The sequence below is a fragment of the Acinetobacter sp. ANC_7588 genome (assembly GCF_056783995.1).
The window spans coordinates 109,687-135,454 of the sequence record NZ_JBWYIU010000005.1 but is presented as its reverse complement, the minus strand read 5'-3'; the positions used below and the strand labels follow the sequence as shown (position 1 = coordinate 135,454).

Here is a 25,768-nt window from a genome sequence, read left to right as displayed (position 1 = left end):
CACGATTGTATACTGAGCTTTTATTCGTGCCTTATTGGCATTAAAGTCGATTTAAAATTTGCTCAGCATCTGAATAATTCATGTATTTTGGTACGGCATAAATTCCATGGGCTTCAGTAAAAGCAGATTTAATCATCTCTGGGAAATCTTGCTTTTTTAAATTCGGAATCTCAGTATCGATTTTCAAATCTTTGAGTAATTGCTTTACGCTTTGAATGAATATATTTGCGGCTTGTTCATCTGAAGTGTGTGACGAGCTTAAACCAATTTTCTTCGCTGCTAGTGCTAAGCGTTTTTCTGATGCTTTACGATTAAATTCTAGAACATGAGGCAAGATAATGGCATTAGCGCGTCCGTGTGGGATTTGATATTGAGTCCCTAATTGATGCGCCAAAGCATGTACATAGCCAATTCCAGCGCTATTCATTGCCAAACCAGCATAATGAGAACCGAGCGCCATTGCTTCACGTGCTGCAATATTCTGACCATCTTCAAATGCAGTTTTTAAATTTTCCATGATCAATTTCATGGCTGCACTGGCGTAATAATCTGATTGTTTGTTGGCGAATCCGCTTACCCACGATTCAATTGCATGAGTAAGGGCATCGATACCAGTGTCAGCAGTGATAGCAGGTGGCATGCCTTTCATGATGACGGGATCTAAAGCAGTTGCTAATGGAACGACTTTGGGATCAATAACTAAGCCTTTAATATGAGTTTCACTGTCTGAAATAACTGCGGCAATGGTAACTTCAGAACCTGTACCTGCGGTGGTCGGAATCACGAACAATGGATATGCAGGTTTACGGCTTTTTAAAATTCCAAAAAGTTGTTTAGGCGATTTATGGTTTGCGGCTGCGAGCGCTAATACTTTTGCTGTATCAATCGTCGAACCACCCCCTATACCCAATACGCTATCGCATGCGGTATTTTTAAACAGTGCTAGAGATTTTTCGACAATTTCACAAGTTGGATCAGGTTTTACATCAGAGAAAATAACAACTTCAATCCCATTGTGCTGTAATTGATCTTGAATGGGTTGTATGACACCTAATTTGACCAATACTGCATCAGTCACAATCATCACTTTTTTCATGCCGAGCTGAGCAATATTGCCACACAATTGCATTGATGAATCTTCACCCGCAAATACGAGAGGATGTGATACTGGAATTGCAAGGGTGAGGGCTTTGACAGCCATGAGTTGAGTTTTTGCACGTAAAATAGTGGCAATCTGAGCCATAATGATCAATCTCTATCCATGAGTTTGATTTAGTTATAGGATAATCATTGTCCAAGTACATTGGCGATAATCATCAACACATTGGTCTTAAATTACAATTTTATCAAAAATATAGCGCAATTAAACTGAGCAAAATAATGGTTGGATTTTGATCAGAATTCATGATAGAAAATAGAAAATAATTCGAAAATTTAAATCGTAAAGCTGTAGTTTTTACTCGGCAATCAGGAACTCAGGACGAGTTTAAAACGATTAAATCAGCTTTCGGTTATGAGTCATTACATAACAACAATGATGCGTTATTGGGAGTCATTTCACATGGAAGTAAATCAGCACAACAACCAATTTGAGTTTTTACCAACTCATATTCACTACTTAATGTATTGGGAAAATAAATCGCCAGACCAAGATTTCTTGGTTCAGCCTTTACCAAATGGTCAGGTGATTAAATACACCTGGGGAGAAGTGGCCAGTCAAGTCAAAAAAATGGCTGCTTATTTACAATCTCTGAATTTGCCAGGCCGCTCACAGATTGCAATTTTTGGTAAAAATAGTGCGCACTGGATCATGGCAGATCTTGCCATTTGGATGGCAGGGCACGTGTCGGTTCCCTTATATACGACTCTCAATGGTGAAGGCACCAAATATGTTCTAGATCATAGTGAAACTAAGGCTCTGTTTATCGGTAAGTTGGATGGCATTGGAGATAGTTGGAACGATGTAAAACAAATCATCCCGCAAGATATGCATTGTATTAAATTGCCATTGGCGCCTGACTATAATGCGCCGACATGGGATGAAATCACTGCAAAAACAGCACCAACCAGTGAGCCTTATTTTCCAAACGAGGATGAGCTTGCGACCATTATTTATACCTCGGGCAGTACAGGTCTACCTAAGGGCGTTATGCAAAGTTATAAGACCTTACTCTCACCTGCGAGTGAGCTGAAATCTACGTTTGGTGTTTCAGAAAAAGATCGTGCTTTATCTTATTTGCCGCTAGCTCATGTTGCAGAGCGTGTATTTATTCAATCATCGGTGATGATTTGTGGTTTTACCGTTTATTTTGCCAATTCATTAGATACATTTATTGAAGATCTTAATCGTGCAAAACCAACGATCTTCTTTTCTGTGCCACGTTTATGGACTAAATTTTATTTGGGGATTAATGAAAAAATTCCACTTAATGTACAAAACGTGTTGTTTAAAATCCCATTCTTGGGCAATAAGATTAAGCAAAAACTCTTGGCAAAATTGGGTTTGAATCATGTTCGTTATGCTTTAACGGGTTCTGCACCTTTACCCGTAGATATTATTAAATGGTATCGTAATTTGGGCTTAGAGTTGCTTGAAGTTTATGGAATGACAGAAAACTGTGGATACTCGCATATCACACGTATGGGTGAATATATGAGTGGATATGTCGGACATGTTCAAGCACGAGTAGACTGCAAGATTGATGAGAATGGTGAGATTTTAGTCAAAAGCCCAGGAACAATGTTGGGTTATTACAAAAACCCAGAAAAAACAGCTGAAGATTTGACTGAGGATGGTTATTTAAGAACAGGTGACATGGGTGAAATTGATGCGACTGGCCGTCTAAAAATTACTGGACGTGTAAAGGACATCTTTAAAACTCAGAAAGGTAAGTATGTAATGCCTGTACCAATTGAACAAAAGATTGGTAATAACCAAATGATTGAATCTGTCTGTGTTGGTGGTGCAAGCCATAAACAGCCGATCGCCTTTGTGATGTTGGCAGAAGAAATTCGCAATAAATTACAGCAAGATAATAAACGTGATGATATCGAAGCAAAATTAATTGAGTTGAAGAATGAAATTAATGAAAAGCTTGAACCGCATGAAAAAATTGCATTCTTTGTGGTCATCATGGATTTGTGGACGATGGATAATGATATGTTGACGCCGACTATGAAGATTAAGCGTAATAAAATTGAGGCGAAGTACGAAGCATTTATTCCAACTTGGGTTGCTCAAAATAAAGAAGTAATTTGGGAAAAGTAATAAAAAAGCCCTTCAACTGAAGGGCTTTTTTACATTCAATATTCATTCTTTCAGATGACGTGCGCCTTCTAAAATCATTCGGATCATCGTCATCGTTTGTTCAGCTACAACTTTTCTTTCATCGTGTGGCATGTTGATTAATTTAGCACCCATAGTGAATACCAATTGAGTAATCGCTTTTGCAGCTAATTCTGGATGCTTGATTTTATGAGGGTTATTTTGCTCAAGGCGAACAAGATCATCCATGAGTTCTTGCTGAAAGTAATTGAGCTGTTTTTCAACCGCCTCTTTATAAGAGGCAGAACCAGTATAACCTTCACGTAACAACAAGCTCAGATTACCTTCGTCAGCATCTAACTGTTCAATAAATACTTCAACTGAACTACGCACAATACTTGAATTACGAACTGCTTTTAAGCGGGCTTGATGCAAGATTTGACGTAAAACAATACCTGAGCGATCAATCAATTCAATGGCAAGTTCATCGATATCTTTGAAATGTCTATAAAAGCTGTTGGGGGCGATTCCTGCTTCACGAGCAACTTCGCGTAAGCTTAAAGATGCGATGCTTTTTTGAGGTCCGATAAGGTTGAGAGCAGCTTGGAATAATTCTTCTTTCGTGATTGTGGCTTTTCTTCCGACTGTACGTGCAGTTGGATGCTCCAAAATGGATGCGGATTCACTGGCATGCAGAGGAGAAAGGGGAATCGTAGAGCTGCTCATAAATATCAGATGTTTACAGTTAGAGTTGCATTATATCGCTCTGTGTCAGGATATGGAAATCAATAGATGATATACAAGTGTCTATACAAATATATATACATGTGTATAATAATTCTAAACCCACTGTGATGAGCCCATAATGCAAGCAGTTAAGCAACCTAAAAATTTGATTAGATCCGCAGTAAATGCTGTATTTGATCCGAATGCTGCCAATTTTTGGTTGCAAAAGATTGATCCAATTTGGTCGGTGAATCAATCATTAGGCAAAATTGTTGAACGTACACAAGTTGCAAATGATACGGTCAGCTTAAAAATTGCGGTTAATCGAAAATTTCAGTTTGGTGAAGCAGGGCAACATCATCCAGTTATTGTCACGACACGAGGTCGTTGTTTTGAACGTACCTATAGTTTGACCAAAATCGACACTCAACATGTATTGTTGACTGCTAAGAAAGTCGATCAGGGTGTAGTCAGTTCTTGGATTAACGATATGGCTGAGGTAGGCGATATTGTTGAGTTTGGTGCACCCTATGGAGATATGACACTTGGAAGTGTAAATACACCTCTATTAATGCTGGCCGCAGGGAGTGGTATTACTCCAATGTACAGCTTAATCAAGGCATTATTGCAGCAACAAAAAAAATTAGTTCAGCCAGTTAAATTGATGTACTGGGCAAAAAAAACAGAAGATTTAGCATTTCAAACAGAGTTGATTGCTTTGGCGAATCAACACTCAAATTTTAATGTTGAATTTTTTACCACTCAAGATGAAGTGGCTGATTCCCGTTTAGAAGATTCTCATTTAACTGCTATCGAATCCTTAGATCAATATACGGTTTATGCATGCGGTCCAGCAGGATTTGTGCAAGTTGCTGAACAACTAACTGATACTCGTGTTCATAAATTTAAAGGTGAAGCATTCAGTGTTGAACCATTCATTAGTGATGAAACTGGTTTTGTTCAGGTCACACTTACGAAATCAAATAAGGTCGTCACGATTCCAAAGGGACAATCAATACTTGCAAGTTTAGAGCAACAAAATATTCGCCCACAGCACGGTTGCCGCATGGGGGTATGTAATAAATGTGCATGCCATAAAGCGCAAGGTGCAACTAAAAACCTCGTCAATGGTGCAGAAAATACTGAGCCTGGAAATCTGCTCAAAATCTGTATCAATTCAGCTCAGTCTGATCTCACTATCGACCTATAAGCGAGAATAATCATGAATATGCCAGTTCAAGCACAATATTTCAAAAACCCAAAAAATCGTGAACTCACTGATGCACAACTTGATGAACTCGCACGTGAACTTGATGCAATTAAGCAGGAAGTTCTTGATGATTTAGGTGAAAAAGACGAAAAGTATATTAAGCGAGTGTATGCAGCGATTCGCTACAGTTCAATCCTTGGACGTGCATGCTTATTTGCTGGCTGGTTTCCTCCAGCATGGCTTTTAGGCACAGGCTTGCTTGGTTTTGCCAAAATCATGGAAAACATGGAGTTGGGCCATAATGTGATGCATGGTCAATATGATTGGATGAACGACCCTAAATTTAAAGGGACAACTTACGAATGGGATATCGTCGGCACATCTGATGATTGGCGCCAAACCCACAACTACAAACACCATACCTATACCAATATTAAAGGTATGGATGATGATATTGGTTATGGAATTCTTCGTTTGTTCCCAGAGCAACGCTGGAAAAAAGGATATTTATTACAACCACTTTACAGTATTCCATTCTGTTTGTTATTCCAGTGGGGTGTAGCGATTCAGAACTTAGAAATTGGTAAGCGCTTAAAAGGGCGCATGACCAAAGAAGAATTTCAACAACGTTTGAACCCGATGAAAAAGAAAATGGGGAAACAGTTATTTAAAGATTATGTTTTCTTCCCACTCATTGCAGGTCCTGCAGCATTACCCGTTTTCACAGGTAATTTAGTCGCTAATGGTATTCGTAATATTTGGACATTCAGTATCATTTTCTGCGGTCACTTCACCAAAGATGTGGAAGTTTTTCCGAAGTCAGTTTTAGAAAATGAAAGCCGTGGCCATTGGTATATGCGTCAAATTCGTGGGTCTTCTAACCTGACAGGTTCTGAAGGATTCCATATTTTGACGGGGCATTTGAGTCATCAGATTGAGCATCATCTTTATCCAGATATTCCTGCTCGACGTTACCGTCAAATGGGGCCTAAAGTGAAAGCGGTGTGTGAAAAATACGGCTTGAATTACAATAATGCGAGTTTATTTAAACAATATGGTCAGGTTTTGGGACGTATTGTGAAATATGCCTTCCCATTTAAAAAGTAAGAAACAAAAAAAGCCACTTATTGAGTGGCTTTTTGAACTTTAATAGCGAACTATTTTAATTGAATTGATCCATTTGCATTGACTGTGATTGTTGATTCTCCAGCAGCCATATTTTGTGAGTCTGCAGCGGGTGCACTCTCTACAACCATTGCGGCACGTGCCATGGCTAATGGTCTTGGTGAATAATTATTGGTGTTCATATTCAAGTTAACCAAGTTATAACTAGAACGATTCCAAGCTTTAGTGAGAACCTGAGCGCGCTGTTGGAAATTTTGCGTGGCTTCTGTCAATAACTCATTTTCAACCTGCTTTCGTTTTTCAGTGGAAACAGTGAAATTAATCGATTGTGTTTGAAAATCTTGTTGTAACTCGCTAATTAACTGGCTCGCTGCTTTAAAATCTTTGCTTTCAATATTCACTTCAGCGCGGCCGCGCCATTCCTTCAGTTTTGTTGAATTGTTGTTGTCATAGACAGGGTAAGTGGTCTGAGAACCTGTTTCGACCTTAACTTGGGGGTATTTTTTACTGATGTTGATGGCCTGATTCATCAATTGGGTCATTTGTGTTGAAAGTTGTGCAGGCTGTTTATTACTTTTTTCAATAAATAGAATGGCGTGCATTTCATCATTAGAGACTTGTTTAGAAGCGTCTGCTTGAAGATTAATAATATTAGTTTTAGGTTCTGTGTCAGCAAGTACCGAAAAGCTAATCCCGGTAGCTAAGATCAATAGTGGCAGTTTTAATAATTTCATTGTTATCTCTGTATCTTCACCTGATGAATATTCTACAGAATATTCTAATCTTTTTTGATGGAGAGAAAATGTGATTATTTGGTGATGAGATAGTAGCAATTGTAATATTCAACACCGATTTTACGACTTAAGTCGCCTTAACAAGGCTTTTAAAATGTATTTTAATTGAATTGTAGTTGAACAATAAAAGAATATAACTTGTCTTTGGATTAGTGCATTAATAATTTGTAATTGATGGATAATTCTATTATCAATGGTCTAATAAGTAGTATTAGAAATAGATTAAACATTCTGTATATTTAAATAATAAAATTTTAAAAACATGTAAAACAATAAGATAGTGTCTTGATTTGATAAATTATTTATAGTCTGAAACTATTGTCATAAAGAAAATAAGTATTGGCATATAGGTCAAGATTTTTCCATTCTAGCTCTCATCAGAGATGCAGGTATCTCTCTAAAAGAATTTGTCCTTTAGAAGGTTGTTTTCAAGCAATTTCCTAAGGTCAAATAGATCATCGAATGAAGTTGAAGGAAGTCTTGATGTCTAATTCTGCTGTAGTTGAATCAGTAGCACAAGCGTTACGAACTGCTGAATTATCACAAAGTGCAATCGCACCAATTCGCCCAACGTTGGGTGGTGAAGCTGCTGATGTAGATATCGCTTACGCTGTACAAGAAGTGAATACAGCGCGTGCCTTATCAGAAGGTCGTCGTTTAGTTGGGCGTAAAATCGGTTTGACATCAAAAGTGGTTCAAGCACAACTCGGTGTAGATCAACCTGACTTCGGTATGCTGTTTGCAGACATGGCTTATGGTGATGGAGAGGCGATTCCTGCAGGTCTATTGATCCAACCTAAAGTAGAAGCGGAAATCGCTTTGGTGATCAAACAAGATTTAACGAAAGAAAAACACACTTATGCTGACATTATCAGCGCGACTGATTATGCACTTCCTGCTGTTGAGGTGGTGGATAGTCGAATTGAAAACTGGAAGATCAGTTTGATTGACACTGTCGCAGATAATGCATCTTCAGCTGCATTTGTATTGGGTTCACGTCCTGTAAAACTCGATAACCTTGATCTAGTGAATTGTAAAATGATCATGACACGTGGTGAAGAAGTCGTGTCTCAAGGTGTTGGTAAGGCTTGCTTAGCAAACCCTTTAAATGCAGCTGTCTGGCTTGCTGATGAAATGGTACGTCGTGGTCGTCCATTGTTAGCTGGTGACATTATTTTAACAGGTGCATTAGGCCCTATGGTTGTAGCAAACCCAGGTGATGAATTCAAAGTTGAGATTGAAGGCTTTGGTTCAGTGACTGCTGCTTTCGCTGCTGAATAAGTCGGAATTTTGAGAGAGTACGTTAATGAAAAAGATTAAATGTGCAATGATCGGACCAGGTAACATTGGTACTGATTTGCTTTACAAACTTCAACGTAGCGAATGGTTAGAGCCAGTTTGGATGGTGGGTATCGATCCTACTTCTGAAGGTCTTGCTCGTGCTGCGAAAATGGGTTTAAAAACCACTGCAGAAGGGGTTGATGGTCTTCTTCCTCACGTCATTGAAGATGATATCAAAATTGCTTTTGATGCAACGTCTGCATATGTACATGCTGAAAACAGCCGCAAGTTAAATGAACTTGGTGTACTGATGATTGACTTAACACCTGCTGCAATTGGTCCTTTCTGTGTTCCACCTGTGAACTTAGAAGCTTTACTTGCAGAAGGTGAAGTGCCTAACGTGAATATGGTAACGTGTGGTGGTCAGGCGACAATTCCTATGGTTGCAGCAGTTTCACGTGTTCAACCTGTTGAATATGGTGAGATCATCGCGACTGTGTCTACAAAATCTGTAGGTCCTGGTACACGTAAAAACATCGACGAATTCACACGTACAACTGCGGGTGCTATTGAGAAAGTTGGTGGTGCGAAAAAAGGTAAAGCGATCATCATCATTAACCCTGCTGAGCCACCACTTATGATGCGTGACACAGTACACTGTCTTGTTGAAGGTGAGCCAGATCAAGCTGCGATCACTGAATCAGTTCACGCGATGATTAAAGAAGTGCAAAAATATGTACCAGGTTACAAACTTGTAAATGGTCCAATTTTTGATGGTAACCGTGTTTCTATCTTCTTGGAAGTAGAAGGTTTGGGTGATTTCTTGCCGAAATATGCAGGTAACCTCGACATTATGACAGCTGCAGCTGCTCGTACAGCAGAAATGTTTGCTGAACACGTATTCAACAAAGAAGAAGCTTAAGGAGCAACCGCATGTCTAAGATTATTGTTCATGATATGACTTTACGTGATGGTATGCATCCGCAGCGCCATCAAACGACTGTTGAGCAAATGATTGCAATTTCAACAGCACTTGATGATGCAGGCGTACCATTAATTGAAGTCACTCACGGTGACGGCCTTGGTGGTTCATCAGTAAACTACGGTTTTGCTGCAGCGACTGACGAAGAATACTTGTCTGCTGTTGTACCGCGTATGAAGAATGCAAAAGTTTCTGCACTTCTTCTTCCTGGTATCGGTACGGTTGACCACTTGAAAATGGCACATGAAATCGGTGTATCAACGATTCGTGTTGCAACTCACTGTACTGAAGCTGACTGTTCTGAACAGCACATCACCGCTGCGCGTAAATTAGAAATGGACACAGTGGGCTTCTTAATGTTGGCTCACATGGCATCTCCAGAGCGTCTTTTAGAAGAAGCGAAGAAGATGGTGTCTTACGGTGCAAACTGTATTTATGTGACTGACTCAGCAGGTTACATGCTTCCTCAAGATGTAATTGATCGCGTTGGTCACTTACGTCAACACTTGGACCCAAGCATTGAGTTGGGTTTCCACGGTCACCACAACTTAGGTATGGGTGTATCAAATACTGTTGCTGCTGTTGAAGCTGGTGCAGTGCGTGTGGATTTAGCATCTGCTGGTCTTGGTGCTGGTGCAGGTAACACGCCACTTGAATTGTTTATTGCTGTTGCTAACCGTATGGGTATGGACACTGGCGTTGACTTGTTCAAAGTACAAGACGTTGCTGAAGATCTCGTGATTCCAATGATGCACAACCCAATTCGTGCAGACCGTGATGCGGCAACTTTGGGTTATGCGGGTGTTTACTCTTCATTCCTATTGTTTGCTAAACGTGCTGAAGCGAAATATGGCGTATCTGCGCGTGAAATCTTAATGGAGCTTGGTCGCCGTGGTACGGTTGGTGGTCAGGAAGACATGATTGAAGATCTAGCTTTGACTATGGCGAAAGCAAAAGAACTTAACGCATAATTTAAAATTGATTTGAAAGAGCACTCTTAGGAGTGCTTTTTTTATGAATTTAGAAAATATACATATAAAAAAACAATTGCGTGAGATGTTTGGGTGCTTATATTGAGTGATTTGGTGTAGAGCGTATCGTCATTGTTAAACTTAAAAACTATTAAATAAAATGGCAAAATGCTTCTGGGTTAATTTGTAAGATATTAAAATATAATAAATTATCCATAGTAAAAGTTAATTTGCTTAGTTACTGAGCTATTATTAATTGTTTATAACAATGAGAGTTTTTAAAGTATTGTTTTTCATCGGAAAAGTCTAAATTTTTTTTAGACTCTAGTCTGATTTCTTCAGAGTGCACAATTTAGCAATATGCTCATCAACGCTGATTTGAGTATAGGATGAAGCCATGCGTCATCAAAAATTATGGCTAGCAATGATTGCTGCAACAACTCTAGGGACAACTGCTGCTCACGCGAATTTTGTGGCTGATTCAAATGTTCAGCTTAAATTTAAAAATTTCTATTTAGAACGTAATTACGATACAGCACCAAATCTAGATTATGGTAACTGGACGCAAGCAATCACTTTAGATGCTAAATCGGGTTATCACGATATTGGTGCAGGCATTCAAGTTGGTGCAGATCTCTTGGCTCAATATGCAATTGGATTGAAATCGCGTGATTCTGTAAATGACATTCATATGCCATATGATAACAGTCAAAGTCGTACAGAACGCGATAATGCTAAATTCGGCGCGACTTTAAAAGTTAAAGTTTCTGAAACTGAACTTAAAGTAGGTGATTTATTGCCGATGTCACCAGTTATTTTCTTCGATCCATCACGCCAATTATTAACTACTTATAGTGGTGCATGGTTAGAGTCGAAAGATATTCAGGATACTAAATTAACCTTAGCTTATATTGATGGTATTAATGCGCGTTACGATAATCAGTATCAAGATTTGACCTTATTCCCAAACAATGATTTTGCGAAGGCAGAAGCTCAAGGTCTCACAACTGATGATGGAATGTATATTGTTGGTGTTGATCACCAGTTTACATCAAAGATTGGTGGTAGTTATTGGTTCGCTGATTTAACTGACATCTTCAAGCAACATTATGTTGCTGCAAGCTATAAAACTAAACTTGATGAAAAAACGAATTTAGATGCACATATTCGTTACTTCGATAACAGTGAAACTGGCGATAAACTTTTTGGTGAAATTGATAGCCAAGCAATTTCTATGGGGGCGAAAGTCAATCATGGTATGCATACTGTTCAATTGGGTTATCAAGAGATGTTTGGCGAGCATGGAGATAAAGCGACACTATTCCCAACATTGGGTGGTTGGGTGCCACAACCTTATTTAGATAACTGGTCAGTCGCGAGTTTTATCCGTAAGGATGAGAAATCTTGGAGTGTAGGTTATACCTATAATTTTAAAGAAATGGGTGTACCAGGATTATCTGCCACTGTACGTCATTTCCAAGGTTGGAATATTGATACGGCAACACCAGGTCGAGGTCGCGAGAATGAAAATAACATCATCGTGAACTATGTTGTGCCAGAAGGTAAGTATAAAGGTCTTGGTTTCAACTATATGTTCATTGATACTAATTATAACAACATCAATGTTCCAGGTACCTTGAGTGATTTAGAAGAGCATCGTGTGGCGTTAAGTTATAGTTATAAATTCTAAAAAATGAAATTGATCTCGATATGATGAGCAAGGATCATATCGAGATCTTATCAAGTCATATTAGAGGGTGAATATTGATTTTAAAAAAATAAGAAAAAACAGTAATTTATTTAATTGGTAAAAAGATGGATGCAATCGTAAATTTGTATCAGTTGAAAGGTACAGAGCAGTTAATATAAGACTGTAAAACTATCATTTGTAAACATCAACTGATGATTGTTTCACAAATATATGATCAGTTATAGACAGTTAGAGGACTATGATGAGCACTGTTCAAATTCCAGAATATAAAACGGATTCATTCTTTGGTTTAGAAGATAAATGGATCGAAACTGCTGAAGGTGAGTTAACCCATTATCATGAAATTGGTGAAGGCACGCCTATTTTATTCCTTCATGGTTCTGGTACTGGTGTATCAGCAGCTGCTAACTGGTGGTTGAATTTACCTGCAATTGGTGAGCAAGCGCGTTGTATCGCAATTGATACCATTGGTTATGGTCAAACTGTCGTTGCACCAGGAACTCAATACGGTATCCGTGCATGGGTTGATCATGCAATTCGTACTCTTGATGCACTTGGTATTGAAAAAACATGGTTAGTAGGTAATTCGCTAGGTGGTTGGTTAGCATTCCAATTGGCACTTGATTATCCAGAGCGTGTACTCGGTATTGTTTCAATGGGTACAGGTGGTGCAAAACAAACTGCAGCCCTAAAAGCGCATGCAAACCCAGTTTTAACAGAAGAAGGTATTCGTAAGACACTTTCAATGTTCGTTGTAAATAAAGACTTAATTACAGATGAGCTGGTAAAAGTACGTTTTGATTCTGCGGCGAATGACTATGCATCTGATCGTTTAATGGATGTTGTGGGTGCGCGTGACCGTGATCGTTTCGAGTTCCCATTAGACTTTGAAAAAATGAAAGATATTACAGTTCCTGTATTATTGATTCATGGTACTCAAGATGTGGTGATTCCTGTGTCTCGTACTTGGGACATTTTAAATATCGTTCCTAATGCTGATGCACATATTTTCAGTCAGTGCGGTCACTGGTCACAAGTTGAAAAAGCAGAAGAATTTAATACGGTGATCAAAAATTATCTAGCAGTTCATGGTGTTAAATAATTTCAGATCCTAAAAAACTAAAAAAGAGGATGATTTAATCATCCTCTTTTTTAAAACTGAAAATACAGAACATGTGTTTAATACGTTTAAATCTGCATATTGATAATCAATATTGAGCATTGATCTGTTTTAATTCATTAGACTTAAGTGGTAGAGCAAGTCTAGTTAGTTAATGGGTTGTTTAAAAATTAGTCTATTCTAAAGCCTGAATTCATACAATTTATGATGATATTCGTAAAACTTTATTAGACTAAAGTCTAAGACTGATGGTTGAAATAAAAAATAAAAATCACCGCTATGTTTAACGGTGATCATTAATTTGAAAAAAAATTAATTAATGACGATTAATATCAAGGTAAAAAACAGAGCTCAGTAAGTCCATAAATTTTTTGACGCCTTCTGAGTTAGTACTTTTTCTATAGCTTGCAAATAAATCGATTGAAGGTAATTCCACGTCTAGCGGGCGAATCACGGTGTTGTTCATCGTCAGTGGTGCGATATATCCAGGTAGAAAAGTACAGCCCAGGTTCATGCCAATAGAATTAATGTTAAAGAGGATATTGTCTGCAGTTTGAACAATATTTAAATTGATTTGATGGTATTTTGCAAAATCTAGAATGATCTTATTTAGGGTTTGAGATTGCTGTTCAGAAGGAATAATGAAATCGATTCCATCGAGCTCTTTTACTGGAATGCGATCGTATTTAGCGAGTGGATGATCTTTGGGGAGTAAGAAAATCAAAGGTTCTCGTAAAACAAATTGACTTTCGATTTCATCACTAAATAGATTTTGACGAGTAAAAGCGATATCAATTTCGCCTTTTTTTAACATTTTTGACTGATCGGAGTTGTTTAAGCTTAACAATTCAATCTTTAAATCCCGGTTTTGAACACGAAGATTAGGGAGAACGTAAGGAAAAATTTTCATTTCAACTACAGGAACAAAGCCGATACGTAACAATTGCTGTTTAGATTTGGCAATCTGACGAGTCATTGCGACTGCTTTGTCTGCTTGGGCTATCGTGAGGCGAGCTTGTTCAAGGAAGACTTGACCCTCCTCAGTGAGTTCTACCTTACGTTTTGTACGATAAAGCAAAGGGACGCCAATTTCATCTTCAAGATCTTTAATCTGCTGGCTCAATGATGGCTGAGCAGTATAAAGGCGCAAGGCTGCTTTGGTGAAGTTGAGTTCTTCTGCCACAGCAATGAAATATCGTAGGTGTCGTAGTTCCATAAAAAAATCATCCAAAGATTGATTCATATAATGTCTAAATATGATCAAGTGCGAGTATAGTTCACAAATGGATATTCGGTGAAGTGGGGCTGAGCATATTGAAATATCAACGTTATTATTAAAATGTGGTAAAATTCACGTATTGAGCGATTGATTAATTTATCGATAAAACATCTTGATTCAAACAAAAAAAATATTTCCCCAAAACTCGTTCAAAACTCATTATCTCTGCAAAGTTGAGTCTATTAGTTTGTGTCTAATTTAGTCACAGGAGAGCTTTTCATGAGTGGGAAAATTGATGTGCGCGAAATCGATGCTTTAGTCGATGCACAAAATGGACGTATCACGCCATCTATTTATACAGATCCAGATATCTATGAACTAGAACTTGAACGTGTGTTCGGTCGTACATGGTTATTCCTTTGCCATGAAAGCCAAATTCCAAAGGCTGGTGATTTCTTCAATACCTATATGGGTGAAGATCCGATCATCGTGGTACGTCAAAAAGACGGTTCAATCAAAGCATTGTTAAACCAATGTCGTCACCGTTCAATGCGCGTGAGCTTTGCTGACTGCGGTAACACTCGTGCATTTACATGTCCATACCACGGTTGGTCTTATGGCGTAGACGGCTCTCTTAAAGATATTCCTCTTGAAGATCGTGCATTCCCTCAAGGCGCATGTAAAGAGAAGTGGAGTTTGATCGAAGTAAACCGTGTGAAGTCTTATAAAGGCTTAATCTTCGGTTGTTGGGATGAAACAACTCCAGACCTTGAAGAATACATGGGTGATATCGCTTGGTACTTAGATGGCGTATTAGATCGTCGTCCAGGTGGTACTGAGATCATCGGTGGTGTTCATAAGTGGGAAATCGAATGTAACTGGAAATTTGCGGCTGAACAGTTTGCATCTGACCAATATCATGCATTGTTCTCTCACGCATCTGCGATTCAAGTATTAGGTGCTAAACCTGATGACGAATCTACTAAGAAATTAGGTGCTGCGCAAACTGCACGTCCTGTATGGGAAACTGCGAAAGACGCAATCCAATATGGTTCACGTGGTCACGGTTCAGGCTTCTTCTTTACAGAGAAACCAGATGCAAACGTATGGGTTGATGGTGAAGTAGCAAACTATTTCCGCGAAACTTACGAAGAAGTTAAAGAGCGTCTTGGTGAAATCCGTGCGTTACGTCTTGCGGGTCATAACACTATGTTCCCAACATTGTCTTGGTTAAACGGTACAGCAACACTTCGCGTATGGCATCCACGTGGTCCAAACAAAACTGAAGTATGGGCGTTCTGTATTGCGGATGCTGAAGCGTCACAAGAAGTGAAAGAAGCGTTTGAACGTTCTGCGACACGTGCATTTGGTCCAGCTGGTTTCTTAGAGCAAGATGACTCTGAAAACTGGATCGAAATTCAAAAAGTCTTACGTGGTTACAAAGCGCGTCAAAACAAACTCATTATGGAAATGGGTCTTGGTAACGAGAAAATTCGTGAAGATGGTATCCCTGGTATCACTAACTATATTTTCTCAGAAACTGCGGCACGCGGCATGTACCGTCGTTGGGCAGACTTGCTAATCCATGAAAAATGGGAAGATGTTGAGAAAGCAGCTGACGAATATGAGAAGGAGCTTATGAAATGAGTCAAGTGAGTTTAGAACTTCACCATCAAATTAGCCAATTCCTCTATCGTGAAGCGAAATTGCTTGACGATTGGAAATTCCGCGACTGGTTAGATACGTTAGCTGAAGATATTTCTTACACGCTACGTACAACACCAAATGCTCAAACACGTGACCGTCGTCGTTCAATTGAACCACCTACAACTTGGGTGTTCAATGATACGAAAGATCTTTTAGAGCGTCGTGTTGCTCGTCTTGAAACAGGTATGGCTTGGGCTGAAGAGCCTCCATCACGTACAACTCATATGGTGAGTAACGTGATCGTAGAAGCTACTGAAGTGGAAGGCGAATACGATGTATACGTTACATATCTTTTGTACCGTACACAAAAAGAGAAAGATGTCACGATTTACTGTGGTAAACGTCATGACAAGATCCGTAAAGTTGAAGGTGGCTTAGGCTTCCAAATTTTCAACCGTAAGATCACGCTTGATCAAGTTACCTATAACTCTCACAACCTGAGTGTGTTCTTCTAATGAATAAGATTTTTGTTTGCCAAGTTGACGAATTAGACGAAGGCGAAGCGTTGAAAGTAGATTGCGGCGTTAACGGTATCGATGCGCTTGCAGTGTTTAACAATGGTGGTGAGTTCTTCGCAATGAATGACCGTTGTTCTCATGGTAATGCTTCAATGTCAGAAGGTTATCTTGAAGATGATGGCACTGTCGAATGTCCATTGCATTCAGCTCGCTTCTGTTTAAAAACCGGTCAAGCATTATGTTTACCAGCGACAGATCCAATTCAAACTTTCCCAGTGATTGTTGAAGATGGTGCGTTATACGTTGAGATGGCAGGAGAGTAATCATGGGTTGGCTTAAAGGCGAAGTTGCACTGATCACAGGTGGTGGTTCTGGTTTAGGTTGGGCTTTAGTTGAACGCTTCCTTGAAGAAGGTGCGCACGTTGGGGTGTTACAACGTTCACAATCTAAAGTCGATGCTTTAAAAGAACGCTTTGGTGATCAAATTGTTGCAATCGCTGGTGATGTTGCCAACTATGAAGACAATGTCCGTGCTGTAAAAGCAACTGTTGAGCGTTTTGGTAAGCTTGATTGCTTTATTGGTAATGCAGGAATCTGGGATCACTACGCAGATATCGTCAATACTTCAGGTGAGCAACTTGATAAAGCGTTTGACGAAATCATGGGAATTAATACGAAAGCATTAATTCTAGGTGCTAAAGCTGCACTTGATGAGTTAGTAAAATCTGAAGGTTCGATAATCTTCACACTATCTAACTCAGCATTATATTCTGCGGGTGGTGGTCCAGTTTACACAGCATCTAAGCATGCTGGCGTAGGCATCATGAAGGAATTGGCGTACGAGCTTGCACCCAAAGTTCGTGTGAATGCTGTTGCGCCGTCAGGTATGAATGTAAACATTAAAGGTGCTGCATCATTAGGCCAAGAAAATCTAGGTCTTTTAGATGCGCGTGATCCTGAGAAAATCGCGCGTGGTATGCCGTTGAACTTCTTACCTGAGCCTGAAGAAATGACAGGTTCTTATGTGCTCTTGGCATCTCGTCAAAATAACCGACCTTTAACTGGTGTTCTGATCAATGCAGAATGTGGTTTGGGTATTCGTGGTCTACGTCAACCACGTGCTGGTTTCTTTGACGAATAAAATCTAGTCTAAAAAATGGACTTATCGGCAGCCTGTTCTAAGGCTGCCTTCCTTTTAAGGAGTCTCTCATGGCCGTTAAACTTATTTGTGCTTCGCACAGTCCTTTAATGGAATTTGCTTCACCTCAAGATCAGTCAAAAGAGCAAAAAGTACGTGCTGCTTTTGAACAATTATCTGCTGAAGTAAAAGCTTACGATCCAACACTGATCATTACTTTTGGTCCAGACCATTTTAACGGTTTTTTCTACGACCTTATGCCAAGTTTCTGTGTCGGTATCCGTGCTACGGCTGCTGGTGACTGGGATTACGGTAAAATTGACAATAAAATCGATGTTCCTGAAGACAAGGCTTTGGCACTTGTGCGTCAAGTTCTAGATGAAGGTATTGATGTTGCATACTCATATCGTATGCAGGCTGACCATGGTGTGACTCAACCATTACACTTCCTTTGTGATGGAAAACTTGATCGTTATAAAACGATTCCAATATTTATTAATGGCGCTGCCGCACCAATGCCAACCACAAAGCGTACCATTGCTTTAGGCCGTGCGGTTGGACAATATATTAAGTCACTTAATCTTGAAAATGAGCGTGTACTTGTATTGGGTACAGGTGGTTTGTCTCATGATCCACCAACACCTCAAATGGGTTCAGTGCCACCAGAAGTTGAAGAGTTTTTAATTGCTGGCCGTAATCCAACTGAAGAAGCACGTAATGCGCGTCAAGCGAAAATTATTGCAGTTGGTCAGAAACTTGCTGCTGGAGATACATCAGTTGCAGTACCGCTGAGCCCTGAGTGGGATATCGCATTGCTTGAGAAATTTAAACAAGCAGATTTTGCTGCAATGGAAGCGATGACTGAGGCAGAAATTCGTGTCGAAGGTGGTCGTGGTGGTCAAGAAGTGCGTTGCTGGATGGCAGCATTTGCTGCACTGAGCGAAGTTGGTGAGTATGAAATGACAACTCACTGCTATGAAGATATTAGTGAGTGGATTGCGGGCTTCGGTATCGTATCTGCGGAATTAAAAGGTTAATCCCATGAGCAATGTAAACAACATCGTCATCGTTGGTGCGGGTCAAGCAGGCGCAAGTGCGATCCTTGAGCTTCGTGCAAACAAATATGAAGGTAAAATCACATTAATTGGTGATGAAACGCATCTTCCTTATGAGCGTCCACCACTGTCTAAAGACGTGATTTTAAAACCTGAAGAAACCAAGATTGAAATTTTATCTGAAGAAAAATTAGCAGATCTTGGTGTGACAGCAATTCGCGGTAATGGTGTCGTGAAAATCAACGCTGAAGCCAAAACTGTCGAACTTCAAAATGGTGATGTTGTTGCTTATGACAAATTGCTGATTGCAACTGGCGGTGCAGCACGTCGTCTTCCAAACTTCGATGCACTTGGCAAACATGTTTACACGCTGCGTAATCTTGAAGATTCACAAGCCCTTGTACCAGTGTTACAAAAAGGTCAACGTATTATCCTGATTGGTGGTGGTGTAATCGGTCTTGAGCTTGCATCATCTGCGCGTTTCAAAGAGTGTGAAGTCACTGTCATTGAAATGGGTCCAATGGTGATGGGTCGTTCATCGCCACGTATCTTGAGTGAATTCTTGCTTGAACAGCAAAAATTGGCAGGTGTGGATGTCCGTCTTTCAACCTCAATTGCAGACTGCAAGCTTGATGGTGAAGAAATCGTGGTGACTTTAGCCGATGGCCAAGAACTTCGTGCGGATGCTGTGGTTTATGGTATCGGTATTGTGCCAAATGCGCAGTTGGCAGTTGACGCTGGTCTTGACGTTGATCTCGCGATCAAAGTAAACGAAAATTGCCAAACCTCAAATGCTGATATTTATGCGGCAGGTGATGTGGCAACTCAACTTCGTGACTGTGGTAACCACCGTCGTGTTGAGACTTGGGAAAATGCTAATCTTCAAGCAGGTATCTTTGCACGCCATGTGATGGGTGTAGAACATCCTACTCCTAATCCAGCATGGTTTTGGACAGATCAGTTGGACATTAACTACCAATTCGTAGGTGATATGGCAGCAGCTGAGTGGTTAGTACGTGGTGAAATCAATCCTGAGCTACGCGCAGAATCTTCATTTGTATTGTTCGGTGTGACTGACGGTATTATTGTTGGTGGTATTACAGTAAATGCGGCTAAAGAAATGCGTCATCTTAAAAAATTGATTAGCAAACAAGCTGCATTTGAAGCAGATAAATATTTAGATCTTAGCCAAGACCTTCGTAAACTTGTGAAGTAAACTTGGTAAGATTGTGCAACAGACCTAGGGTAACTTAGGTCTGTTTTTTATGTGCCTAAGAAAATATTGATTTAATTTTGAGCAAATTATGAATTCTAGTTCCTCAAATATAATGGTCGTTGCGAGTATATATGCCTTATTGGTATTGATATGGGCTGCAACACCACTTGCCATTGTATGGAGTGTTGCAGAAATTCATCCAATGTGGGTGCTCATCATTCGATACTTTGGTGCATCTATAATTGCTTTGGCGTTGCTCAAAATGATGCGTGATCCACTCCCGTTTGATCATGTATCGCTGAAAAGTTATGTGGCTGGTAGCCTAAATTTAATAGGTGCGCAGTTATTTATCTACTTAGCAGCAAATTATTTAACGTCAGGCTTAATGGCACTGATCTTCGGATTTTCGCCATTAATTGCAGGTCTCATTGGACATCTCATCCTAAAAACACATAAGTTGTCTATTTTACAATGGAGTGGAATGGTCATTGCCGTATTGGGTCTCACATTTGTTTTTGCAGAATCTGCAGATGAGCGAGTCAATCCTTGGGGTGTGGTTCTGATGCTGATCAGTATGGTGTCGTATATCAGTTCGATTTTTTGGGTCAAACAAATTAATGCACTTTTAAGCCCCATGAGTCAGGCGACTGGTTCATTAATCGTTTCAGCTCTAGGATCACTCTTAATCATTCCATTTATTTGGAAACAAATCCCAACCGTGCTACCAAGTACACAAGCGATGGTGGGTTTTTTATTCACAATGATCATGTCATCAATTGTTGCGATGCTGTGCTATTTTTGGTTAATTCGCCGCTTAGCAGCGTCGACAGTGTCTTTGAGTAATGTCATGACGCCAGTCATCGCCCTAGTTTTGGGGGCATCCTTAAATAATGAAATTATTCATAATGACGCCTTGTGGGGGATTGTCGTTGTGATGATAGGGTTGCTGATGTATTTTAATCGAGAGCTCTTGAAACTATTCTTAAAAAAATGAGTGAAAAAAGTGGTTTTAATCACACACGTACAACTACATGAATATATAAGATTCATAATGTTACAAAACTATGCTTTAGCCCAAGCTCGAATTTAGGAATACTGAAAAAGTCAGTTCAAATCAGCAAAAAAAATTGAACATTTTTTGCATAATTTGGACTGTTTTACTTTAGCTCAAGTTCAAACTTATCTAAAATAGAAGTGGTACAGTTTGAAATCTATACAAGTTATCAATTTGTCACATTAATATTTTAGAATCTGCTGGTGAAAACGATAGAAATCTATTTATTTTATTTCAAAATTCGTTATCATCGCGCCCTCTAGTTATAACTCTACACAATAGGCTAACTAGAACTCTATAAAGCACCGAGTCAAAGGACCGCAAGTCACCCGACTTATTTCTATTAACCCATATCAGAGATGGTAATTCGATATGAGCGTTTCTTCTGTAAATCCTGCACCTAATTCTACTAACGAATACTATTTGACTCGCCAAAGTCAGATGGAATCTAATGTTCGTAGCTATCCACGTAAATTGCCGTTAGCGATAGCAAAAGCACAAGGTTGCTGGGTTACTGATGTTGAAGGTACAGAGTACCTCGATTGTTTAGCTGGGGCAGGAACATTGGCTTTGGGCCATAATCATCCTGCGGTCATTCAAAGTATTCAAGACACTTTAGCGAGTGGTCTTCCATTACATACTTTGGATTTAACGACACCTTTAAAAGATGCTTTTACTGAAGCTTTACTTGCTGAATTACCGGGTGGTAAAGAAGAGTACTGCCTACAGTTCTGTGGTCCATCTGGTGCAGATGGTACAGAAGCAGCAATTAAACTTGCAAAAACATATACTGGCCGTGGCACTGTGATCAGCTTCTCTGGTGGCTACCATGGTATGACTCACGGCTCATTAGCAATGACAGGTAATTTGTCTGCTAAAAACGCTGTTAATGGTTTAATGCCAGGCGTTCAATTCATGCCGTATCCACATGAATACCGTTGCCCACTAGGTTTAGGCGGTGAAGCGGGTGTTGACGCGCTTACTTATTTCTTTGAAAACTTCATCGAAGATGTTGAAAGCGGTGTGACTAAGCCTGCTGCAGTTATCCTTGAAGCGATTCAAGGCGAGGGCGGTGTGGTTACAGCACCTGTGAAATGGTTGAAAAAAATTCGTGAAGTGACTGAAAAGCACAACATCGTTTTAATTCTTGATGAAGTACAAGCTGGTTTCGCGCGTTCAGGAAAAATGTTTGCCTTTGAACATGCGGGTATCGAACCTGATGTTGTGGTGATGTCGAAAGCAGTAGGTGGAAGCTTACCACTTGCAGTACTTGGTATTAAGCGTAAGTTTGATGCTTGGCAGCCTGCAGGTCACACGGGTACTTTCCGTGGTAACCAATTGGCTATGGGTACTGGTCTTGCTACGATCAAAACGATTAAAGAGCAAAATCTTGCGCAAAACGCACAAGAGCGCGGTGATTTCCTTCAAGCTGAATTGAAGAAATTAGCTGTAGAATTCCCATGTATCGGTAATGTACGTGGCCGCGGTTTAATGATCGGTATCGAAATCGTTGATGAGCGTAAACCTGCTGACCATATGGGTTCACTTCCTGCAGATGGTCAATTGGCTGCTGCAATCCAAGCAGCTTGTTTCAACAACAAATTGTTGTTAGAAAAGGGTGGGCGTAACGGTACAGTGATTCGTCTACTTTGCCCATTAATTATTAACCAAGCTGAATGTGAAGAAGTAATTGTGCGCTTTAAGAAAGCAATTTCTGAAGCATTAGTTGCGGTACGAGGCGCTTAATTCATGGTAGATTTTGCAGAACACCGTAAAGCTTTGCTCTGTAATGATGCTGCATCCATTGCTGACTATACGTCAGCAATGGATCAGGCAACTCAAGCAGTAGCAGCTTGGTTACAAAATGACAAAATGTACACAGGCGGTAGCATTAAAGAGCTACGCAGTGCAATTGCATTTAATCCTTCTAAAGAAGGATTGGGTGTGGAAAAGTCATTAGAGCGTATGGTTGAGCTATTCCTTAATAAGAGCTTAAAAGTACATCATCCTCATTCTTTAGCGCATTTGCATTGTCCTACTATGGTGACTAGCCAAATCGCAGAAGTACTCATTAACGCAACTAACCAATCGATGGACTCATGGGATCAAAGCCCTGCAGGTTCATTGATGGAAGTTCAGTTGATCGATTGGCTTCGTCAAAAAGTTGGTTATGGTGCAGGTCAAGCAGGTGTGTTCACCTCTGGCGGTACGCAGTCAAACTTGATGGGTGTATTGCTTGCACGTGATGCATGTATCGCGAAAAACTGGAAAGACGAAAACGGCAATCCGTGGTCTGTTCAGCGTGATGGCGTACCTGCGGAAGCAATGCGAAACGTTAAAGTCATTTGTTCTGAAAATGCTCACTTCTCTGTGCAAAAGAACATGGCGATGATGGGAATGGGCTTCCAATCTGTAGTGACTGTGCCTGTCGACGAAAATGCGCGTATGGACATGGATGCACTAGAGAAAACCATGGCACACCTTCAAAATGAAGGCAAAATTGTAGCATGTGTGGTTGCAACTGCAGGTACTACCGATGCGGGTGCAATTGATCCTTTAAAGAAAGTCCGTGAAATCACCAATAAGTACGGCGCGTGGATGCATATCGATGCAGCATGGGGCGGTGCTTTAATCCTATCTAATAATCACCGTGATTTGTTAGATGGTATCGAGCTTTCTGATTCAATCACACTTGATTTCCATAAGCATTACTTCCAAACGATTTCTTGTGGTGCATTCTTACTTAAAGATGAAGCGAACTATCGCTTTATGCATTATGAAGCGGAATACTTAAACTCTGCTTATGATGAAGAGCATGGCGTACCAAACCTTGTTTCTAAATCTCTACAAACTACACGTCGTTTTGATGCGTTGAAATTGTGGATGACGATTGAAGCACTCGGTGAAGAGCTTTACGGCTCTATGATTGACCACGGTGTGACTTTAACGCGTGATGTTGCAGATTATATTAAAGCAACAGACGGTTTAGAGTTATTGGTTGAGCCACAATTTGCATCAGTCTTGTTCCGTGTAATTCCTGAAGGTTACCCAACAGAATTACTCGATACATTGAACCAAAACGTTGCGGATGAATTGTTTGCACGTGGTGAAGCGAATATTGGTGTGACTAAAGTCGGTCAGGTTCAATCATTGAAAATGACAACTTTAAGTCCAGTAGCAACTTTAGACAATGTGAAGAACTTGCTTGCGCTTGTACTGGCTGAGTCTGATCGCATCAAAGCTTCAATTGCTGATGGTACATATACGCCACCAATCGATTAATAGATTGTTTTTTGAAAAAAGCGCTCAATTGAGCGCTTTTTTGATATTCAAAATTCATAACTTTGACATATTTTTAGATCATGATTGAAGAAATCTTTATGCGGAATTAGGGGGGATAATTATTAAAGAATAAGTCGGTAATAAAAATATAAGTATTTAACCGTAATTATTATAAATTGTTGAAATATAATTAAAAAATAAATAAGCAGGTTGGTGTAATAAAAATAATAAAATCGTAATAAAGCTGTAACCTTATTGTCATATTATCAAATCAAAATGCATGTATCGAAATAAGTACAATACTTCAATAAAAAGTAGCGTACTCCAAATTTGCATAAATTGAGAGATAACATGATGCGCTTTACAAATATTGCAATTGCATTAGCACTTTCTGGGGCAGCTGTAGCAACAACCGCAAATGCAGCACGTGACACAATTCAAATTGCGGGTTCTTCTACAGTATTGCCATATGCAAGTATTGTGGCTGAAGAATTCGGTAATAACTTCCCTCAATTTAAAACACCAGTAGTTGGTTCAGGCGGTTCGTCGGGTGGTTTAAAACAATTTTGTAATGGTGTTGGCGACAATACGATCGATATTGCTAACTCATCTCGTGCAATTAAATCGAGCGAATTGGCTGAATGTAAGAAAAATGGCGTTAACCAAGTATTAGAAATTAAAATCGGTTACGACGGTATCGTATTTGCTTCAAATGCTAACAAAGCAGCTTATAAATTACGTCCACAACATGTATTTGCAGCTTTGGCAGCTGAATTGCCTTCAAACGGTAAAATGGTAAAAAACCCATATACACGTTGGAATCAAATTGATAAATCATTACCAAATGAGCCAATCACGCTTGTAATCCCAGCTTCGAATCATGGTACACGTGAAGTCTTCCAGGAGAAAATGGTGGACGCTGGTTGTGAATCGTATGCTGCTATTAAAGCTTTAGATAAAGATGCCAAAAAGAAAGCTTGCACAACGTTCCGTAAAGATGGTCGTGTTGTGGAAATTGCGGGTGACTATACAGAAACACTTGCACGCTTAAAGACTTCTCCAAGTGCTGTTGGTGTGTTTGGTTTAGGTTTCTATGATCAAAACCGTGACCGTTTACGCGTTGCAACTGTGAACAATGTGGCACCGTCTGAAAACACGATTTTAAATGGTTCTTACCCTGTATCACGCCCATTATTCTTCTATGTAAAAGGTGAACACTTGAAATCAATCAAAGGTTTACCACAGTTTACTGAATATTTCTTAAACAAGCGTGTTTCAGGTAAAGGTTCTAAGTTAGAAAAAGCGGGCTTAATTTCACTCTCTGACAAAGAACGCGCATCAATTTTGGCAAACTTTAAAGCAGGTAAAGCTGTTAAGTAATCAAACGACAAACTAATGGCAGGAATTATCCTGCCATTGGTTTTTTCATTGAAAAAAGTTTTTTCAAACCATGA

General features: G+C 39.6%; 22 protein-coding genes. 18 read left to right on the top strand and 4 right to left on the bottom strand.

What is annotated here, in order from left to right:
- Window positions 1-40: 40 nt before the first annotated feature.
- Entirely contained in the window at window positions 41-1,243 is a 1,203-nt protein-coding gene (locus tag AC1M9J_RS06855) for an iron-containing alcohol dehydrogenase (protein WP_481952060.1), read from the bottom strand.
- Window positions 1,244-1,561: 318 nt separating this feature from the next.
- Between AC1M9J_RS06855 and AC1M9J_RS06850 the strand changes: the two genes are divergently transcribed.
- On the top strand, window positions 1,562-3,268 hold the full coding sequence (locus AC1M9J_RS06850) for an AMP-binding protein (RefSeq protein WP_481952059.1): 1,707 nt from the start codon (window positions 1,562-1,564) through the stop codon (window positions 3,266-3,268).
- Between the two features lie 42 nt (window positions 3,269-3,310).
- On the opposite strand, the gene fabR is transcribed toward AC1M9J_RS06850, so the two are convergent.
- The gene (gene fabR / locus AC1M9J_RS06845) at window positions 3,311-3,991 is read right to left on the bottom strand and encodes an HTH-type transcriptional repressor FabR (protein WP_481595942.1); all 681 of its coding nucleotides are present in this window, start codon (window positions 3,989-3,991) and stop codon (window positions 3,311-3,313) included.
- Window positions 3,992-4,130: 139 nt separating this feature from the next.
- Between fabR and AC1M9J_RS06840 the strand changes: the two genes are divergently transcribed.
- Together AC1M9J_RS06840 and AC1M9J_RS06835 are read left to right on the top strand one after the other, a co-directional pair.
- The gene (locus AC1M9J_RS06840; protein ID WP_481595943.1) at window positions 4,131-5,201 is read left to right on the top strand and encodes a flavin reductase family protein; all 1,071 of its coding nucleotides are present in this window, start codon (window positions 4,131-4,133) and stop codon (window positions 5,199-5,201) included.
- Between the two features lie 12 nt (window positions 5,202-5,213).
- On the top strand, window positions 5,214-6,308 hold the full coding sequence (locus tag AC1M9J_RS06835; RefSeq protein WP_035267144.1) for a fatty acid desaturase family protein: 1,095 nt from the start codon (window positions 5,214-5,216) through the stop codon (window positions 6,306-6,308).
- Window positions 6,309-6,358: 50 nt separating this feature from the next.
- On the opposite strand, the gene AC1M9J_RS06830 is transcribed toward AC1M9J_RS06835, so the two are convergent.
- Window positions 6,359-7,060: an SIMPL domain-containing protein gene (locus AC1M9J_RS06830; RefSeq protein ID WP_180028835.1), complete on the bottom strand. Its 702-nt coding sequence runs from the start codon at window positions 7,058-7,060 to the stop codon at window positions 6,359-6,361.
- A gap of 543 nt (window positions 7,061-7,603) precedes the next feature.
- Between AC1M9J_RS06830 and AC1M9J_RS06825 the strand changes: the two genes are divergently transcribed.
- The 5 genes from AC1M9J_RS06825 (at window position 7,604) to AC1M9J_RS06805 (ending at window position 13,167) form a co-directional block, all read left to right on the top strand.
- A complete protein-coding gene (locus AC1M9J_RS06825; RefSeq protein ID WP_180028836.1) occupies window positions 7,604-8,401 on the top strand; it encodes a 2-keto-4-pentenoate hydratase in 798 nt (265 codons plus the stop codon).
- Between the two features lie 25 nt (window positions 8,402-8,426).
- Window positions 8,427-9,323, top strand: a complete 897-nt coding sequence (locus tag AC1M9J_RS06820) for an acetaldehyde dehydrogenase (acetylating) (protein WP_035267137.1) — start codon at window positions 8,427-8,429, stop codon at window positions 9,321-9,323.
- An 11-nt stretch (window positions 9,324-9,334) separates the two neighbouring features.
- The gene (gene dmpG / locus AC1M9J_RS06815) at window positions 9,335-10,354 is read left to right on the top strand and encodes a 4-hydroxy-2-oxovalerate aldolase (RefSeq protein WP_092767099.1); all 1,020 of its coding nucleotides are present in this window, start codon (window positions 9,335-9,337) and stop codon (window positions 10,352-10,354) included.
- Between the two features lie 397 nt (window positions 10,355-10,751).
- Window positions 10,752-12,044: an OprD family outer membrane porin gene (locus AC1M9J_RS06810; protein WP_481609898.1), complete on the top strand. Its 1,293-nt coding sequence runs from the start codon at window positions 10,752-10,754 to the stop codon at window positions 12,042-12,044.
- A 262-nt stretch (window positions 12,045-12,306) separates the two neighbouring features.
- Window positions 12,307-13,167 carry an alpha/beta fold hydrolase gene (locus AC1M9J_RS06805; protein ID WP_035267132.1) on the top strand — a complete coding sequence of 287 codons (861 nt, stop codon included), beginning with the start codon at window positions 12,307-12,309 and terminating at the stop codon, window positions 13,165-13,167.
- Window positions 13,168-13,501: 334 nt separating this feature from the next.
- Here the strand turns inward: AC1M9J_RS06805 and hcaR are convergent, their stop codons facing one another.
- The gene (gene hcaR, locus AC1M9J_RS06800) at window positions 13,502-14,401 is read right to left on the bottom strand and encodes a DNA-binding transcriptional regulator HcaR (RefSeq protein WP_481595945.1); all 900 of its coding nucleotides are present in this window, start codon (window positions 14,399-14,401) and stop codon (window positions 13,502-13,504) included.
- Window positions 14,402-14,683: 282 nt separating this feature from the next.
- Between hcaR and hcaE the strand changes: the two genes are divergently transcribed.
- From hcaE to AC1M9J_RS06750, 10 genes are all read left to right on the top strand, one after another.
- Window positions 14,684-16,051 carry a 3-phenylpropionate/cinnamic acid dioxygenase subunit alpha gene (gene hcaE / locus AC1M9J_RS06795; RefSeq protein WP_092767097.1) on the top strand — a complete coding sequence of 456 codons (1,368 nt, stop codon included), beginning with the start codon at window positions 14,684-14,686 and terminating at the stop codon, window positions 16,049-16,051.
- Window positions 16,048-16,566, top strand: a complete 519-nt coding sequence (gene hcaF / locus AC1M9J_RS06790; protein WP_035267127.1) for a 3-phenylpropionate/cinnamic acid dioxygenase subunit beta — start codon at window positions 16,048-16,050, stop codon at window positions 16,564-16,566. The genes hcaE and hcaF overlap by 4 nt, the downstream gene beginning before the upstream one ends.
- Window positions 16,566-16,892: a 3-phenylpropionate/cinnamic acid dioxygenase ferredoxin subunit gene (gene hcaC, locus AC1M9J_RS06785; protein ID WP_005181999.1), complete on the top strand. Its 327-nt coding sequence runs from the start codon at window positions 16,566-16,568 to the stop codon at window positions 16,890-16,892. The genes hcaF and hcaC overlap by 1 nt, the downstream gene beginning before the upstream one ends.
- A gap of 2 nt (window positions 16,893-16,894) precedes the next feature.
- A complete protein-coding gene (hcaB, locus tag AC1M9J_RS06780; RefSeq protein WP_035267124.1) occupies window positions 16,895-17,710 on the top strand; it encodes a 3-phenylpropionate-dihydrodiol/cinnamic acid-dihydrodiol dehydrogenase in 816 nt (271 codons plus the stop codon).
- A 68-nt stretch (window positions 17,711-17,778) separates the two neighbouring features.
- Window positions 17,779-18,744, top strand: coding sequence for a 3-carboxyethylcatechol 2,3-dioxygenase (locus tag AC1M9J_RS06775; RefSeq protein ID WP_481595946.1), 966 nt, complete (start codon window positions 17,779-17,781; stop codon window positions 18,742-18,744).
- 4 nt (window positions 18,745-18,748) lie between these two features.
- Window positions 18,749-19,978: a 3-phenylpropionate/cinnamic acid dioxygenase ferredoxin--NAD(+) reductase subunit gene (hcaD, locus tag AC1M9J_RS06770; protein WP_481595947.1), complete on the top strand. Its 1,230-nt coding sequence runs from the start codon at window positions 18,749-18,751 to the stop codon at window positions 19,976-19,978.
- A gap of 88 nt (window positions 19,979-20,066) precedes the next feature.
- A complete protein-coding gene (locus AC1M9J_RS06765; protein WP_481952058.1) occupies window positions 20,067-20,972 on the top strand; it encodes a DMT family transporter in 906 nt (301 codons plus the stop codon).
- Between the two features lie 432 nt (window positions 20,973-21,404).
- Window positions 21,405-22,778 (top strand): diaminobutyrate--2-oxoglutarate transaminase, encoded by a 1,374-nt coding sequence (locus AC1M9J_RS06760; protein ID WP_481591392.1) that lies wholly within the window; start codon window positions 21,405-21,407, stop codon window positions 22,776-22,778.
- Window positions 22,779-22,781: 3 nt separating this feature from the next.
- The gene (locus AC1M9J_RS06755; RefSeq protein WP_092767092.1) at window positions 22,782-24,314 is read left to right on the top strand and encodes a pyridoxal phosphate-dependent decarboxylase family protein; all 1,533 of its coding nucleotides are present in this window, start codon (window positions 22,782-22,784) and stop codon (window positions 24,312-24,314) included.
- A gap of 354 nt (window positions 24,315-24,668) precedes the next feature.
- Window positions 24,669-25,694 (top strand): substrate-binding domain-containing protein, encoded by a 1,026-nt coding sequence (locus tag AC1M9J_RS06750; protein ID WP_179997953.1) that lies wholly within the window; start codon window positions 24,669-24,671, stop codon window positions 25,692-25,694.
- The last annotated feature ends 74 nt before the right edge of the window (window positions 25,695-25,768 follow it).